General features: G+C 35.0%; 8 protein-coding genes. All 8 read left to right on the top strand.

Features of this window, described 5'->3' with window-relative positions:
- The first annotated feature begins 2 nt into the window (after positions 1-2).
- The 8 genes from BBH99_RS00780 (at position 3) to BBH99_RS00815 (ending at position 14,902) form a co-directional block, all read left to right on the top strand.
- Entirely contained in the window at positions 3-3,335 is a 3,333-nt protein-coding gene (locus BBH99_RS00780; protein WP_066690662.1) for a SusC/RagA family TonB-linked outer membrane protein, read from the top strand.
- A gap of 11 nt (positions 3,336-3,346) precedes the next feature.
- Positions 3,347-4,666, top strand: coding sequence for a RagB/SusD family nutrient uptake outer membrane protein (locus BBH99_RS00785; protein WP_066690673.1), 1,320 nt, complete (start codon positions 3,347-3,349; stop codon positions 4,664-4,666).
- Positions 4,667-4,740: 74 nt separating this feature from the next.
- Positions 4,741-5,505 carry a LytR/AlgR family response regulator transcription factor gene (locus BBH99_RS00790; protein WP_066690676.1) on the top strand — a complete coding sequence of 255 codons (765 nt, stop codon included), beginning with the start codon at positions 4,741-4,743 and terminating at the stop codon, positions 5,503-5,505.
- Between the two features lie 564 nt (positions 5,506-6,069).
- Positions 6,070-7,527 carry a hypothetical protein gene (locus tag BBH99_RS00795; RefSeq protein WP_066690679.1) on the top strand — a complete coding sequence of 486 codons (1,458 nt, stop codon included), beginning with the start codon at positions 6,070-6,072 and terminating at the stop codon, positions 7,525-7,527.
- A gap of 401 nt (positions 7,528-7,928) precedes the next feature.
- Entirely contained in the window at positions 7,929-8,435 is a 507-nt protein-coding gene (locus BBH99_RS00800; RefSeq protein WP_066690681.1) for a M15 family metallopeptidase, read from the top strand.
- 331 nt (positions 8,436-8,766) lie between these two features.
- The gene (locus tag BBH99_RS00805) at positions 8,767-10,944 is read left to right on the top strand and encodes a hypothetical protein (protein ID WP_066690684.1); all 2,178 of its coding nucleotides are present in this window, start codon (positions 8,767-8,769) and stop codon (positions 10,942-10,944) included.
- Positions 10,945-10,949: 5 nt separating this feature from the next.
- The gene (locus tag BBH99_RS00810) at positions 10,950-14,516 is read left to right on the top strand and encodes a hypothetical protein (protein ID WP_066690687.1); all 3,567 of its coding nucleotides are present in this window, start codon (positions 10,950-10,952) and stop codon (positions 14,514-14,516) included.
- Between the two features lie 20 nt (positions 14,517-14,536).
- On the top strand, positions 14,537-14,902 hold the full coding sequence (locus BBH99_RS00815) for a hypothetical protein (protein ID WP_066690690.1): 366 nt from the start codon (positions 14,537-14,539) through the stop codon (positions 14,900-14,902).
- The last annotated feature ends 124 nt before the right edge of the window (positions 14,903-15,026 follow it).

The raw sequence follows: 15,026 nt of genomic DNA on the forward strand, positions 1-15,026 counted from the left end.
CAATGAAAAAAACTCTAATCCTTTTACCTCTTTTAGCGGCCCAGGTTGCATTGGCTCAGGAAAAAAAGACCATTACAGGAAAGATAGAAGACGGTAATACTTCCAGCGTAATTGCAGGAGCATCTGTAAAGATAGAAACACAGTCCGTTTCTACAAAAACCGATCTGGACGGCATCATCGAAAGTGTATCAGTAGGTACAGTAGCCGATAAAGACGGAAAATTTATACTGGAAATTCCGGTAGGTACGAAATCCATCCTGGTAAGCTTTCCAGGATATGAATCCCGTATTATTCAAATCAGTGAAGATAAAACCAACTATATTGTAAGATTGGCTCCTGAAGTTTCAGATAAAAATAAAATTCAGGAAGTAATTATTACAGGATATCAGAAGATCGAAAAACGTAAGCAGACTTCAGCAGTTGCTACGGTAAAAATGGATAATATCAGCCAGGCTGGAGTAGCGAGTGTAGACCAGATGCTATCCGGACAGATTGCCGGGGTAGTGGTGACTCCGGAAACAGGATCTCCGGGTGGACCTGCGAAAATCAGAATCCGTGGAACAGCTTCTTTGTCTGGTCCTCAGGATCCGCTATGGGTAATTGACGGACTTCCGTTAGAAGGAAATGATGTGCCTAATTTCAGTGATAAAGATAATATTGATCAGCTTCAGAACTTCTCCATTGCAGGACTGAACCCGAACGATATTGAAGACATCACCATTCTGAAAGATGCTGCAGCAACAGCCATTTACGGAGCAAGAGCAGCAAACGGGGTAATTTCCATCACTACGAAAAAAGGAAAGAAAGGAACCATGAGAGTAAACTTCTCTGCGGATACTTTTGTAACAGCCCGTCCTGATTTTGAGAAATTAAACCTGATGAATGCATCAGAGAAAGTAGACCTTGAATTGATGCTTGCCAAGCGTGCAGATCTTACTTACCGTGCAGATAAAGGAGAGGTGATGAGGATTTTAACTCAAAACAATCAGCTTAATGACTTTAGGAATGGTGGTCTTGATGCTTTAACTCCAACCACCCGTAACCAAATTAATGCATTAAGAAATAATACGACCGACTGGGGCAAGCTGTTGTATAGAAATGCTATCAATAAACAATATGGAGTAAGTGTTTCCGGAGGTGGAGAAAATGCAGATTACTATTTCTCCTTAGGATATTATGATGAAGAGGGAACCACTATTGGGACAGGATTTAAGCGTTATAACCTTACTTTAAAGAATAATTATAAGTTAAGCGATAAATTAACGGCCGGGATCTCTGTTTTCGGTACCCAGAGTGAGAAAGAATCATTTATGACGGATGCAGATGCTGCGGCAAGCCCAATCAATTATTCAAGAAATGCCAATCCGTACATGAACCCGTTTAATCCGGATGGAAGCTACAGATATGATAAAGACATTGATGGTTTTGCAGATACTTACGTTCCGTTCAACTTCCTTGAAGAGAGACAGAATACAAGCTATACCCTGAAAAACCACTCTTTAAAGGCTATTTTAGATTTAGAATATAAAGTTTCAAAAAACCTGAAATTCACGTCTCAATTAGGAATTCAGTATGATACCAACAAGACGGAAAAATATGCCGGACAAGAGACCTATTTCACCAGAAAGATGAAGGAAGGAACCCGTTATTATAAAGATGGCGGATATAAATATTTCCTTCCTGCCGGAGATATCAAGCAAAATTGGGATAATGATTTCTTCCAATACAATTGGAAATTACAGGGAACTTATAATACCAAAATCAATTCTGTACATGAAATTGATTTGATGGCAGGAACAGAGATCCGTAAGACAGAAGATAATACAACGCTTACCAGAGCTTTCGGGTATAACAAAAATACAAGAACCGCTACTCCTATAGCTTTCCCTAGCTCCAATTTTGCAGCAGAGAAAAAATATGAGACGTATCGTGAAATGCCGCCGGTAGAGAATGCTTATGCCTCTATGTTTGCTACGGCTTCCTATACTTATGACCAGAAATATACTTTCTTCGGAAGTGTGCGATATGATGGTACCAATTTATTCGGGGTAAACAAGAAATATAAATACCTTCCGATATGGGCTGTTTCCGGTTCATGGCTGGTAACGAAGGAAAACTTCATGCAGAATATCACGCCTGTTTCCAACCTTAGACTGAGAGCTTCTTATGGTCTGCAGGGAAATATTGACCGTAATACTTCACCATTCTTTATTGGAGAATATAACTATGCCAATATTCTTCCGGGAATGAGAGAAGATGTAATTAACGTGATCAGCCCGCCTAATGATAAACTTCGTTGGGAAAAAACAACCAACGTTAACTTTGGTCTTGACTTAGGATTGTTCAAAAACCGTATCAACCTTACCGCTGATATATACAGCAGAAAAGGAACGGATATGATCAGTATGAAAGAAACTCCGCTTGAATCCGGATTTGAATATACCATGATGAACTGGGGAAGCCTTACAAATAAAGGTTTTGAATTGGCTTTATCTACGAGAAACATCGACAAAGAGAACTTTAAGTGGTCTACTACCATCAACTTTGCTCACAACAAGAGCAATGTGTTAAGTGAACAGCCACGTGATAATGCACTACTTCCATCCAGGGAAGGTCTTCCTGTAAATGCTCTGTTTGCATTAAAAACAGCAGGAATGGATGCTTATGGAAACCCAATGTTCTGGAAAGGAAATGAAAAGGTATCTGCCGAAGAATTCTTCAAATTGTATGATGTATATGCAGACTTCCTTCCGGGGCAGTTCGTAGATACAAAATTAACAAACGAAGAACTGAGAAACCTGTTTACTTATGTAGGAGATAGAGATCCTAAATTTACAGGAGGGATCATCAACAACTTCAAAGTGAAGAATTTTGATTTGACCATTTCTGCAACATTCAATTTTAAGCAGACGGTAATGCGCAGCCCATCTTACAGAGGAATGGAGCTTGACAGAGGAAGAAATTATACCAGAGAGATTTATGAAGCAGGAGGTTCATTGCCAGGCATTACAAGTCCGGATATGGATGCTAACCCGAATGGGTGGATGGCTAATAAATGGTTTGCAGGTAACCGTTCCAACACTTACGGATTGCTTGATGTATGGGCTAAAGAAATCAGTTACTTAAGGATCAGCAGTATCCGTCTGGGCTATACACTTCCGAAAGAGTTTACAGCTCCTATGGGAATCAGCAGTCTTAGACTGAGTGTGGAGGGACGTAACCTGTTTGTATTCAGTAATGGATATAAAGGATATTTTGATCCGGAGACGTATGGTAATATTTATGCACAGCCTATTGCTAAATCGGTAACAGTAGGATTTAATGTTTCTTTTTAAAACTTGAAAAAATGAAAAAAATAACAACTATTATAGCATTAGCCGTTATCAGCTTTACCAGTGTGGGATGTGACAGATTTCTGGATATTCAGCCTGAGGGAAAAGTAATTCCTACCACTGTTGAAGATTACCGCAAAGTTCTTACTTCGGCATATGCAAAATACCCGGCTCATAAATCATTGTCAGTTCTTCGTACCGATGAGGTAATCATTAACGAAAATATCAGTGATTTCAATGTATACCGTGAAATTGCCATGTGGAAAGATACGAACAATGATTCCGCAACGGCAGAATTTCCGTGGGTGAGATTTTATTCAGTGATTTTTTATCTGAACCAGATCATCAATGAAGGAAGCAAAACAATGGCAGACTCTCCTGAAAAGAGACAGATTCTTGCAGAAGCCTATGCATTACGTGCTTATACCTATTTTGATATGGTTAACCTTTATGCAAAACCATACAACAGTGCTACAGCTTCTACAGACAGAGGAGTTCCTATCAGCCTTGAAATGGATATCGAAGCAGTATTGAAGCCATCAAGCGTACAGGCGGTTTATGACCTTATTCATGCAGATATGAGCAAAGCAGAAGGTCTTATGGTAGAGCAGAAGCAGACTGCGGGAATCAATTACAGATTCTCTAAGATTGCATTAACAGCTTTACAGGCCAGAACAGCTCTTTATCAGACCGATTGGAATAAAGCGTTGTACTATGCAGAGCAGGCATTAGCGATGAAAGGAGATTTGGTAGACCTGAATGCAAACAGTACACTTCCTCATCATTACATGGCGGTAGAATCTATTATGGCATTGGATGATGTATTTGACAGTGCTGCACAGAACTTATCTTTTGCATCTCCTGAATTGATGTCAAAATTCAATACAACTACAGATAAAAGATTCAAACTCTATTTTGAAAAAAATGGAAGCCAGTATAAAATCATTAAGAAAGGAAGTTCAGAATTTAAAGTATCCTTCAGAACAACAGAAATGTATTTCATAAAATCTGAAGCCCTTCTGAAACTGAACAGACTTGATGAAGCAAAAGAAACCTTATCTAAAGTTCTTAAAAACAGATATACTCCGGAAGGATATACAGCAGTTCAGAACACGATAACATCAATGAATGCTGCAGACTTCATGAATTTCATCCTTGATGAAAGATCCAGAGAATTTGCTGTAGAAGGGCACAGATGGTTTGACTTGAGAAGAGCCAACCAGAAAGAAATTAAACATACCATTAATGGTAAGGACTATATTCTTCAGCAGAATGACCCAAGATATACAATAGAATATCCAATGAGTGCGAAGAAGAATAATCCTAATTTATAGAACACTTCATATTAACAACCCTTGAAACCGCTGGAATTTAACCGTTCTAGCGGTTTTTTTGTACTTTTGTATTTATGAAAATTGCCATTATAGAAGATGAGCTGCTGGCTGTTAATTATCTGAAAGAACTTTTAGATAAACAGAGCATCATTCCTGTTACGGAAATAGTAGTTCTTCGTTCCAAAAAACAGGCAATAGACTTTTTTGAAAATAATTCGGCCGATCTTATTTTTATGGATATTCATCTTGGTGACGGGATGAGCTTGGAGATTTTTGAGCAGGTAGAGCTTTTTACACCCATTATCTTTATTACGGCATTTGATGAGTATGCGATGCGGGTTTTCAAACATTTTACAATAGATTATGTTCTGAAACCTTTTGAGGAGGAAGATTTTCATCAGGCATTACAGAAATTTGTTTCTATCCGGAATAATTTCGATCCCGAACCTTTATTGAAATCCATTTCCACCTTGCGTCAGGGAGAAGATACTGAGATGATGAAACGTTTTATGGTGAGAGAAGGCAATAAGCTGAGATCTGTAGATGAGCAGAATACAGCCTATTTCTTTGCTTCCGGAAAATATCTTTTCCTTACTACAATGGACAACCAGACTTATATTTATGACGATACCATCAAAGATATTATCCAGAAACTGAATCCTCAGGTTTTCTTTAAAGTGAACCGTAAGTTTATCATTAATAAAGAAGCGATTATAGAGATCATCAAACATTCAAGCCAAAAGGTAGAATTGAAACTTTCTCCCAAACCCGAAGTAAGTGATGAGGTTTTCATAAGTAAAATGCAGATTACTGAGTGTCTGAACTGGCTGAAGAATTAAGAAAAGCTGGATGTTTGATGCTGGAAGAGGGAAATACTTGTAGTCATAATATCTGATTAATTTTTTTTAATTTATACTTTGTCATTCTGACGAAGGAAGAATCTAAATGTCATTAATCCATTTTTTTACACTATTTTAAATTATTTCCTTGAATATTTTTTGTAATAACAACATAGGAATCACATAGCTTTATTAACGATGAATTTGCTTATTGTATGTGGTAAATAATGCATTGTTATGCTTTTTTATCTCCCGCGGATAGCACAAATTTCGCAGATGTTTGCGGATAAGAAAATCAAAGATTTTCAAAAACTTATGTGTACTTCTTATGAATTATTCTTTTAGCTTAAAATTACTTAAGTGTTTAAAATCTTTTGTGAATTTTGTGGTTATTTAAACCCTTGCACCTGAAAAAATCACCATCCAATACTTCATTTCCATCAAACAACAATAAGAGTTCACCTTACAACAATAACCTCCAGCATTCCTCTTCCAGCTTCTAATCTCTCTCTTCATTTTTTTTCGTATTTTCCCACCTAAAACTTATTATTTAAAAACGGAACTATGAAAATATACTTACTTCTTACCATAATGCTTTCCGGTACGGTATTTTCACAAAAGATACAGCTTAAAAAAGATAAAATCTTATTCAATGAAAAGGAGGTGGGAATCCTGAAATCACCTTACAGAGATCATTTTGAGTTCTATAACCTGGTCAATGAAAAAATTTTTGATGCAGACCTTAAAGGCGTTACCTTGGCAAAAGATCAGTTTCTTTATTATCTGGATATGAAATCGGCAGACGGGAAAACCACTCAGATTCCGTATGAAGTATTAATCACCTCTTTTAAACCGGACAGAATTGTAGCCCATCAGCTGGCAGTAAAATACCACCTTTTCAGTGAAAATGGATTTGATAAAAATGAGGTGGAAAAATTTTTTGCCACACCAAGGGAAAACTTAGCAGATAAATACCTGAAAGCAAAAACCAACAGCATTGCCGAAGATAATGAAAGAAAAAGCAGGCTTGATAATATCAGAAGTCTTTATAATCCAAGATTAGGATCAAAAGGGGAGATTTTGATTAATAATGGTTCCTATCCTGCTAAAATAATTGGCTATGCCAAAGGGTATAATTGCGTTGGTTTCAGCAATGCCGGGCCATGCCTTGAAGTGACTGATCTGGATGGGATTAAAGTAGCCTCTATGTATCAGACGCAGGGCATTAAGACCTATGCCGTAAGAACATTTGATCAGAATGAATTTACTTTTACGGCTACAAGACCTTATGCTCAATCGGATTATGCTTTCGTGAATGAATTTATCGCGAATCTTTTTATTCAGGGATATACGCTGGAACATCAGGCCTATTATAAAAATCAGGAACTGCAGCATGTAAAGGTTGCTGATGCTATTAATCGAAGCATTAATTTATATGATGTTCCGGGATATCTGGTAGAAAAATCAGGAAAGAAAACAGAAGGAAAGATCACTATCTGGTTTGAAATACTGGATACGGAAAGAACCGGCCAGAAACTTCCTGAAGGAGGTGCAGACTTCTTTGGGCAGCGCGTTACCCTTAAAAAACAATTACCGGGAATGAACAGTATGGCAACCAAGATCTATGATGCAGATTCCGGTGTGCATTTCTGTGTTTCTCCTAATGGAAATGAAGAATGTTACTATGGATTGGATGTAAAAGGAGAATTTATGAAGAAAATGCAGAACTATGGAAGTTTGCATGGCAATAATTCTTATTTCTACAGGCTTATTGCGAAAGAAAATAAAATTATGCTGCTTCAGGATCCTGTAGAATTACAGAAATATGTTATCAAAACAGACCTTCAGCCTAAAGGGCAGATGCTTGATAACAGGTCCAACGATAAACTTTCAGAAAAGCTGGCAGAGTATCTCAAAGATTGTAAAACGGTCTCCGATCAATTAAAAAAGGAAAGTCTTGATCTTAAAAATGAACAAAACCTGATCCAGATTATTTCTGATTACAGTAAGTGTAAGAAGTAATTAAATATCAATACAAAATAATAAATCCGGCAATAGACCTCATTTTCTATTGTCGGATTTCTGTTTTTAATAATAGGACATAAGTTTCTAATTTTTGATTAATAGATAGTTTCAGTGAATACTGCTTCCGTGATGAAATTTTCCTGGAAAAAAATATAATGCGTCAAGTTTTGACGTTAGCGGGCTATACTTTTGTTTCAGAATTAAAGAACAAACTATAAATGATTGTAAACTTGCTTATCCTAATGATATTTACCATTTCTAAACTTAAAGTTTCAAACCAGTTGTAGGAAACAATTACAATTTTTTTAATCATTTAATATAACACGTCAAGTTTTGGCGTTAGCCTGAAATAGCTTTGCTAAAGAATCAAACACCAAATCACAAAATAGTAATCATCCATGGATAAACCAAGTGAAAACAGAATAAAAAAACTCCATCCATTGGTAAGGAAAGAAGTCACACAGATTGTAAAAGAATGTGATGAAGCCCTTACCGGGAGAGCAAAAGTAAGAATTACCCAAGGGCTTAGAACTTTCAAAGAACAAGATGAATTGTATGCACAAGGGAGAACAAAAGCCGGCAAAAAAGTCACCAATGCCAAAGCCGGACAAAGTATTCACAATTACGGATTAGCAGTAGATATTTGCCTGATTATCGACGGAAAAGCAGCAAGCTGGGACACTGCGAAAGACTGGGATAATGATGGCGTAGCAGACTGGTACGAATGTGTGAAAATCTTTGCCAGACACGGCTGGAGCTGGGGCGGAAACTGGAAAACCTTTAAAGACCTGCCGCATTTTGAGCGAAGCTTCATCTGGAAAGCCGAACGAAAGGTCAAAGCAACCTGGAGAAACTTACAAAACTTACCAAAAGATAAAGACGGATATGTAATTTTTACCAAATAATCCCGGGATTATTCACAGTGAAAATCAATACTACAATCAACCGGAAATGATTGTACAGGAAGGGTTTTGTCTTTTCCGGAAAAATAAAACCCTTCTTCCTTATTGAACAGTTGTTAAAATCTAAAAACTCTGAATAAAAAAATTATTGAAGCAGTTAAGATGCATGAAGAAAAATCATATCGAATTTTTAAGAAAAACACTCTTTAAAAAAATAACCGGGCTTACTATTCTTAAAGCCTTCAGTAACCTTAAGGGTTCGGAGTCCTTTTCAGTTTTATCAGACTGATCATTACTACCGTCTTACCTTTTATTAACACCAAAAATCACAAAAATGCCACAAAATATTCCATCGGGAAGCTTATCAACAGCTCCCGACAGCAAAGGGCTTAACGTACGGCCGGATCTTCTGCCGGAATCTTTCTTCTTCCTGGAGAAGGGAAAGACGTTCACGCAAAGCCTATCCGAAAAATTTGGAGCTAACGGGACTGTATTCAGGACCACCTCCAAAATAAACGGATACACCGGCAAAGTATACACCATTTGCCAGGGACAGGTATTTTTACAACCTTGTGGTACAGATACCACTAAAGTAAATGCGATCCTGAAGCCTTTTAATCAGCCGATTAAAGGACTAGCGATCAAATATATCGTATACAGAGGCCTGAACAGATCAGACTTCTTCCAAGGTGATCTGATCACATCAGGAACACCAACAACCTTTGTAGACATTATCAAAAAAGAATTTACAGGGCTTTACAATATGCTGGGAATTGCTGTTCCTCAGTTTACTGCTCAGCATATCGGCTTTCCGGTAGGAAATTCTCAATTAGAAACTGATCTTATTGATGATTATTTCCTTAAGATCTCTAAAGTTGAAGTCACTGGAGGTACTGCTACTGAACAGCCTAAAAAAGCTTTTGAGCTGCCGATGATCCCAAGAGGAACCCATCTTGGAAATGTTACGGGAAGTGTGGGGATTGATATTGTATTGAACGAAGGAGATTATACGATAGCTAACGACCCAAATCCATTTCAATTGAATCTGGCTTTTGCCCGAAGTGCTGACCATGTTTTAGATCAGGCTGTTGGCAATACAGCTTTTAAAAAGAAGCTGATCAGAGAAACAGCCACCCAGTTCCTTGATATTGCAGCCTTTTATGGTTTGCATACGCAGGGGAAAGGAAAGATCTATATGAGTGATAACTCTGTTCTGCAGACGGTAGAAGAAATTGCCAGTCAGATTTCAGGCTTTAAAACGGCTGATACAACCTATCTGTACATCCAGGGCAGCAGGCAGAGATCTTATAATTTCTATGGAAATCAGAACCTGGAAGGAAGTACCAACAATATTAAAATTGGACCCACCACTGCAAACCTTGCTTTAGAACAGTTTGAAGCAGGCTGGCCGGTAAAAGAGCTGGCTGCACAACCTTCATTGGTAGTTCAGCTTACAACAGATAACAATGACGCCGCTGCCATGTACGTAAAACAGGGCGTTTTACATGCAGATACCCGAAATGAGGATTATTTTATCAGAGGGAAAAACCTGCTTCAGGAGGAAGGAAACGGAGCGGATATGAATTTTACGAAACCTATTACTTTCAAACTAGATAAAACAAGTGCTGGTAAAACGGTTGCTTCTTTTATACAGTTGATTTATGAAGGGAAAACAATTGTTGTTGAAGAAAATACAGTTAGCAATGATCCAAATATCCCATCACAGGTAAGTAGTTTATATATGAAAGATATTGATGATATTTTTGGTCTTATCAATGTTTTTCCAAAAATAAAGTCTGGCACAAATTACGAACAGAAATATGTTATAGATCAGAACCTCTTATTAATTGATTTCGAAAATAAGACTGGGCAACCGGATATTGCTACGGTAACAACAAAACGTGTAGAAGATACAATTGTAAAAGAAGGAGCAACCAATTTAATGAGGATAACGTATGAGACATTATTAAATAATATCAGACAGAATATGGGAGCTTTTTTTGAGAACAGAACTGCATACTCTGATAATAGTAATAGTGGTACACGTTCATTTGAAGATAGTAGAAATAATTTTTATCAGCCTGAAAAACCTTACAGTTTAAAAAAAGAAGTCTTTGAAGGCATTGAAGGTACAATTATTAACGCTTTATCCTTATATCTTGAAGATGGCGCATTACCAAGTAAAAAGATATTAGGAGTCACCTATGATGAAAATGAGAAGCTTATTGAATTGATTAATTTTCATACTCTCAACAATCCTAAATTTTTCTTTAAAAGTGATTTACAGAACAATGGATATTACACTTCCAAACAGGATACAAAATATAGGAAGTATTATTTAGCAGTAGTTGGTGAAGATAATGCAGGAGCACTTAAAATCGTTACCCCAACACCTAAAATATATGTAAGTACGGTTGATAATTTGGTATTCTCAACAGATGAATATGCGAAATGGACTCCAGTGATTGAACAAACTGTAAACAATAATATTTATGAAAAAATTAAAAACTAAAAATTATGAATGCAGTATTGGCTATAAATAGAGGCGCACCGGTCCGAATTAAAGGAACCTCACCACAAATTAATGGTGCTAATTATGAAATTATACCTGTATCTTACAATATTAAGGGTGAATTATTAACCTTTACATTTAACGGACATCTTTATATTAATATTGATTTAATACAATATGATGTAAGAGATAGGGGAAAAGGAGGTTTGATATTTGGCTATTGTAAGCAGTCAGCTTATAATACATATAGAAATAGTATAAGTGAATATAGGTTAAAGGATTTTTTGAAACTTGAAAATTGGTTTACTGATTTTCAGTCTGCTCAGATTGGAGATATTTTCAAAATAGAAAAAGTTGAATTTAGTCGTAGCTTTACAAATAATTATACCAAGTATTTTATTCATACAAAATATGAGTTTCGAATTACGAATTTAAATATTAAGTTTTCTAATACAGAAGAATATCCAGTAGAAAATCCAGACCAGTCAAGTCCTAATTATTGCAAAAAAATACTTGTTGATCAGGATCAGATAAATTCATATTCTACAAAGGACGAAGGGAATTTTTTTACAAAAAATTTCAAAAATAAAATCGCAAATATTAATATTTCCGAAGAAAGTAAACAAGTTCTTTATGAAGGAATTACTAAAATATGTTTTAGGATTGATCGTATTTTTCAAGATGTTTTAGATACTCTGGCAATAAGAAAACTACAAGATATTCTGAACTTTATTAAAAATGGCATTCCCGTTGGAACAAGTGTAAGTGAAGCTATTAAATCTAATAATACGTTGTTGTCAAGTACTACAGATAAAACGATAGCACAACTATTAGTAGATTGGGGGTACAGAAGTTATGCTGATACTAAAGAATTGACTCTTGATTTCAGTGAAGATAAATTTTATGGAGGTTTATACAAACCATTTGATACCTATTATAATGCTCTTGTAAATCTCTATAATAATCTTTACCAGAAAAATGAAACCCAATTGTTTGGAGCACCAAATACAGATCCTGGAACTTGGACTCCAGCTGTATGGACAGAACAGAATAATATCAGATTTCAATATTTAAACTTTATTTTACCAAAAGAAGTATTGATATTGTTAAGCGCAGCAGAAAGAGTAAAAATTATTGAACTTTATATCAGTAAAAATGAACTTCCTACAGAGGCAGAAGATATTGTCCTTAGAATCATATATTCATTTAGTCTTGTTTCTACCGATGGTCAGTTTTTCTTGGATTTTTTATTACAAACTGTAGATGGATACACAAAAACAAATTTTGAAAGATTATTTGATTTATTTGATGACAAAGATATTCAACAGGTTTCTCCAGTTGTAGGCTTTTTTGCAAATGAAAGAACCAATCGCAGAAATTTTGTATATGGGGTGTATAGATTGTGGCAAAAGTCAAACTATAATTTTAATTTCATTGATGGAGTAGTTCCTGATCAATGGGGATTGAATCCCAATTCTTATTTTTACACTACCAATGGGAAAAAGTATTTTGAAGGGAATGCTAATAAAATTAAAAATATCGCATTAGAGTTTGGAACAATATGGCAGGGAGATGCAATTGGTAATGATGATACAAAGACTATTGCATCCATTGAGAAAAAGTATACGAAACCTAAAATTCAATCCACAGATGTTGTATGTTCTTGGCAGTTTATCAACGTAGAAAAAACTTTAAATTCTAATAACGAAGTTAAAGATACACAAGCTCACGTAGATTTTGCTAATATTTTTCCAACTGAATTAAAGTTTCATTTATTTCAACCTATTACGTTGGTGGGATATAAGACCGATGAAGAGCTGGAACCTACTTTTCCTAAAAGGCAATATGTTCCTGCATTTTTATGGTATTATTCTGAAGAATTTAATAGATTGAAGGATTTTCATGCTGAATTATCTTTTGCCATTGATGTAGGAATTGAAGTAGGTTTATTCTTCCTGACCGGAGGGGTTACTGCTTTAGCTGAATTAAGGTATTTGAGGTACGCAACGGAAATTGCTAAGGCAATTAAAGCAGGAACAGGCAGTGCACATTATACAGTTTTGGTTTTAAAAGGCTTATCTGGAGCAGCACAGACTGTTACCTTGACGAGTGCCATTTGTGAACGATATTATGATCTTTTAGTAAAGTTAAAAGATCCTAATAATCATTATACTGAAGATGAAAAAAGGAATTATGAGTATTTACATAAAATTTTTCTTAATCTTACCTTAATTTCAGCAGGAGTTACAGGTGCTTTGGAATATGGAGTTGGAAAATATGCACGGAAAGTACTGGCTGCGGATAATACATTTTTAAATGGCTTAGATTCTGAAATACGAAATATGGTAGGTCAGATTGCAGGATATGATACAGCTGCATTAAATGCATTTAAGCAACAAAAGTTAACAGGGTTATCCAAAATATCTGCAAAATTTGAAACAGGATCCCTATGGAGTATTATAAAACAAAAAAAGTTTTATGAAGATTTTAAAAGTTTATCTAATGCAGATTTATTAAGACTAAATGATGATGTTGCCCTTGCAAATTGGGAAAAATTATTGACTAATAATATTGCTGATAGATTAATATTAGATATCACTACTAATACAAGTGAAGTTAATCGAATTGTTAAGTATTATGAACAATATCGAATCAGAATAAGATTGAGCGATTGGAGTACATCTGAAAGATGGAAATTTCTTAGAAAAGTAAAAGATGATGATACTGTTTTTAATACGTATAGACAAGATTGGGAATTATTAGATGATTGGAATATACTTTATAAAGAAGCAAATACTACCACTTCGTTTATGAATTTAGAGGCTAATATTCAGCTTAATCTTTTAATAAAGCATCGTAATAATCTTCAGGCCTTTAAGAAAAATCCAGAATTAATTGATCACTGGAAATTGTTCCATACAGAATTAAATACCCAAGCAAAGTTTGATAGTTTATCTGCATCAGAACAAATAATCTTTCTTACAGAACATGGCGGAAATTTTGTGAGATTTAAAAAAGATCCTAATTTTATTAATAGCTGGCTTGAAATTAACAATCATATTCTAAGAAAACAAATTGATTACTTAGAAGCATATAGTTACGTTTCAGATATTCATGTTATTGATAAACTTGCTCAAATAAAGTCAATTAATGGCAAATGGGTAGGAGGACACTTAGGTTCAGAGTTGTTTGACTCATCAAATGATATTTATGCTATATTAGATCCTGGTACAATTCCTCTCAGTACTCCAAGAGGTAGTAGAATTTATAAACAAGTAAGAACTACATCTATCACCATGACGGACGGGATAACATCAAAAAGAAAGGATGGTTGGCACACTTGGATTGAAGGTATATCTAGACAAGAGTTTAAAGAAGACGTTGCGTTTGCATATTTGAATAAAATCAATTATCTTGAAGAGATATCTCCAAAAGGAGAAACTTATCTGAGATATGTTTCTAAATTTCAAGATGGAACTCCTGTAAAACTAGTAATAATTGAACCACATTGGATTGACGAATATGATGATATATTCTCACACCATTTATCAGCAATTTTAATTGAACCTTAAACTTTCAATTTTATACATATATGAATACAACTGTTTTAAATAATTATAAGATAGATTTTCAGTTTTTATCTAATATTAACGAAGCTATAGTTAAGCAAACAATATTGACAGATCTTGGATATTTGATATCAATATTCTTAATTGAACACCCTTATGTGAATTACTTAAATAATGAAATTATACCACAAATAAATAATGCATTGAATAACGGGACAATAGATGATTTTCAAAGAGGAGATAGTGTTATCCTTACTATAGGAAAAACTAATTCAAACTTTACTTATACTGGAATATCAACAAAAAATGTTTCTATTCCTACAATAGATTTAAAAGAAATTATATTGTCTTGGATTGAGTTTCTAACTAATCATGGAATTATTAAGTAAAATGATTGTTTGAGCTAAGAAATATTATTTTTAATGGTAAAAAAATAATATAACAATAATATTTATTGTTATCTAGCTACTAAAGTCATATACTGATAATCAGGCAACCAATTAGGAAACATTC

The sequence above is a fragment of the Chryseobacterium contaminans genome, assembly GCF_001684955.1.
GTDB classification, from domain to species: domain Bacteria; phylum Bacteroidota; class Bacteroidia; order Flavobacteriales; family Weeksellaceae; genus Chryseobacterium; species Chryseobacterium contaminans.

Bases quoted from the DNA above. Each gene is read 5' to 3' on its own strand.
- BBH99_RS00815 (WP_066690690.1), top strand. From the start codon at position 14,537: ATGAATACAACTGTTTTAAATAATTATAAGATAGATTTTCAGTTTTTA.
- BBH99_RS00810 (WP_066690687.1), top strand. From the start codon at position 10,950: ATGAATGCAGTATTGGCTATAAATAGAGGCGCACCGGTCCGAATTAAA.
- BBH99_RS00790 (WP_066690676.1), top strand. From the start codon at position 4,741: ATGAAAATTGCCATTATAGAAGATGAGCTGCTGGCTGTTAATTATCTG.
- BBH99_RS00795 (WP_066690679.1), top strand. From the start codon at position 6,070: ATGAAAATATACTTACTTCTTACCATAATGCTTTCCGGTACGGTATTT.
- BBH99_RS00805 (WP_066690684.1), top strand. From the start codon at position 8,767: ATGCCACAAAATATTCCATCGGGAAGCTTATCAACAGCTCCCGACAGC.
- BBH99_RS00780 (WP_066690662.1), top strand. From the start codon at position 3: ATGAAAAAAACTCTAATCCTTTTACCTCTTTTAGCGGCCCAGGTTGCA.
- BBH99_RS00785 (WP_066690673.1), top strand. From the start codon at position 3,347: ATGAAAAAAATAACAACTATTATAGCATTAGCCGTTATCAGCTTTACC.
- BBH99_RS00800 (WP_066690681.1), top strand. From the start codon at position 7,929: ATGGATAAACCAAGTGAAAACAGAATAAAAAAACTCCATCCATTGGTA.